Annotated in this window: 1 protein-coding gene; it reads right to left on the bottom strand. The window is 65.0% G+C overall.

Going from position 1 to position 240, the window contains the following annotated elements; genetic code table 11:
* The coding region (locus SB756_RS34640; RefSeq protein WP_410913828.1) for an insulinase family protein at positions 1 to 240 on the bottom strand (240 nt) is incomplete at both ends.

Here is a 240-nt window from a genome sequence, read left to right on the forward strand (position 1 = left end):
GCAAGAATGTCCTGCACCAGCTTCAGCGTGCCTTCGCTCAGCTCGGCACGGGTTTGCAGGTTGATCATGAACGGGCCGCGCACCTGCATCGGGCTGAACACCGAGTACACGCCGTAGGTCAGGCCGCGCTTTTCACGTACCTCGCTCATCAGGCGGGTGCCGAACGCACCGCCGCCGAGGATCTGGTTGCCCAGCGACAGGGCTGGCCAGTCCGGGTCCTGGCGGTCGATACCCAGTTCG

The sequence above is a fragment of the Pseudomonas sp. SIMBA_068 genome (assembly GCF_046534705.1).
Taxonomy (GTDB): domain Bacteria; phylum Pseudomonadota; class Gammaproteobacteria; order Pseudomonadales; family Pseudomonadaceae; genus Aquipseudomonas; species Aquipseudomonas putida.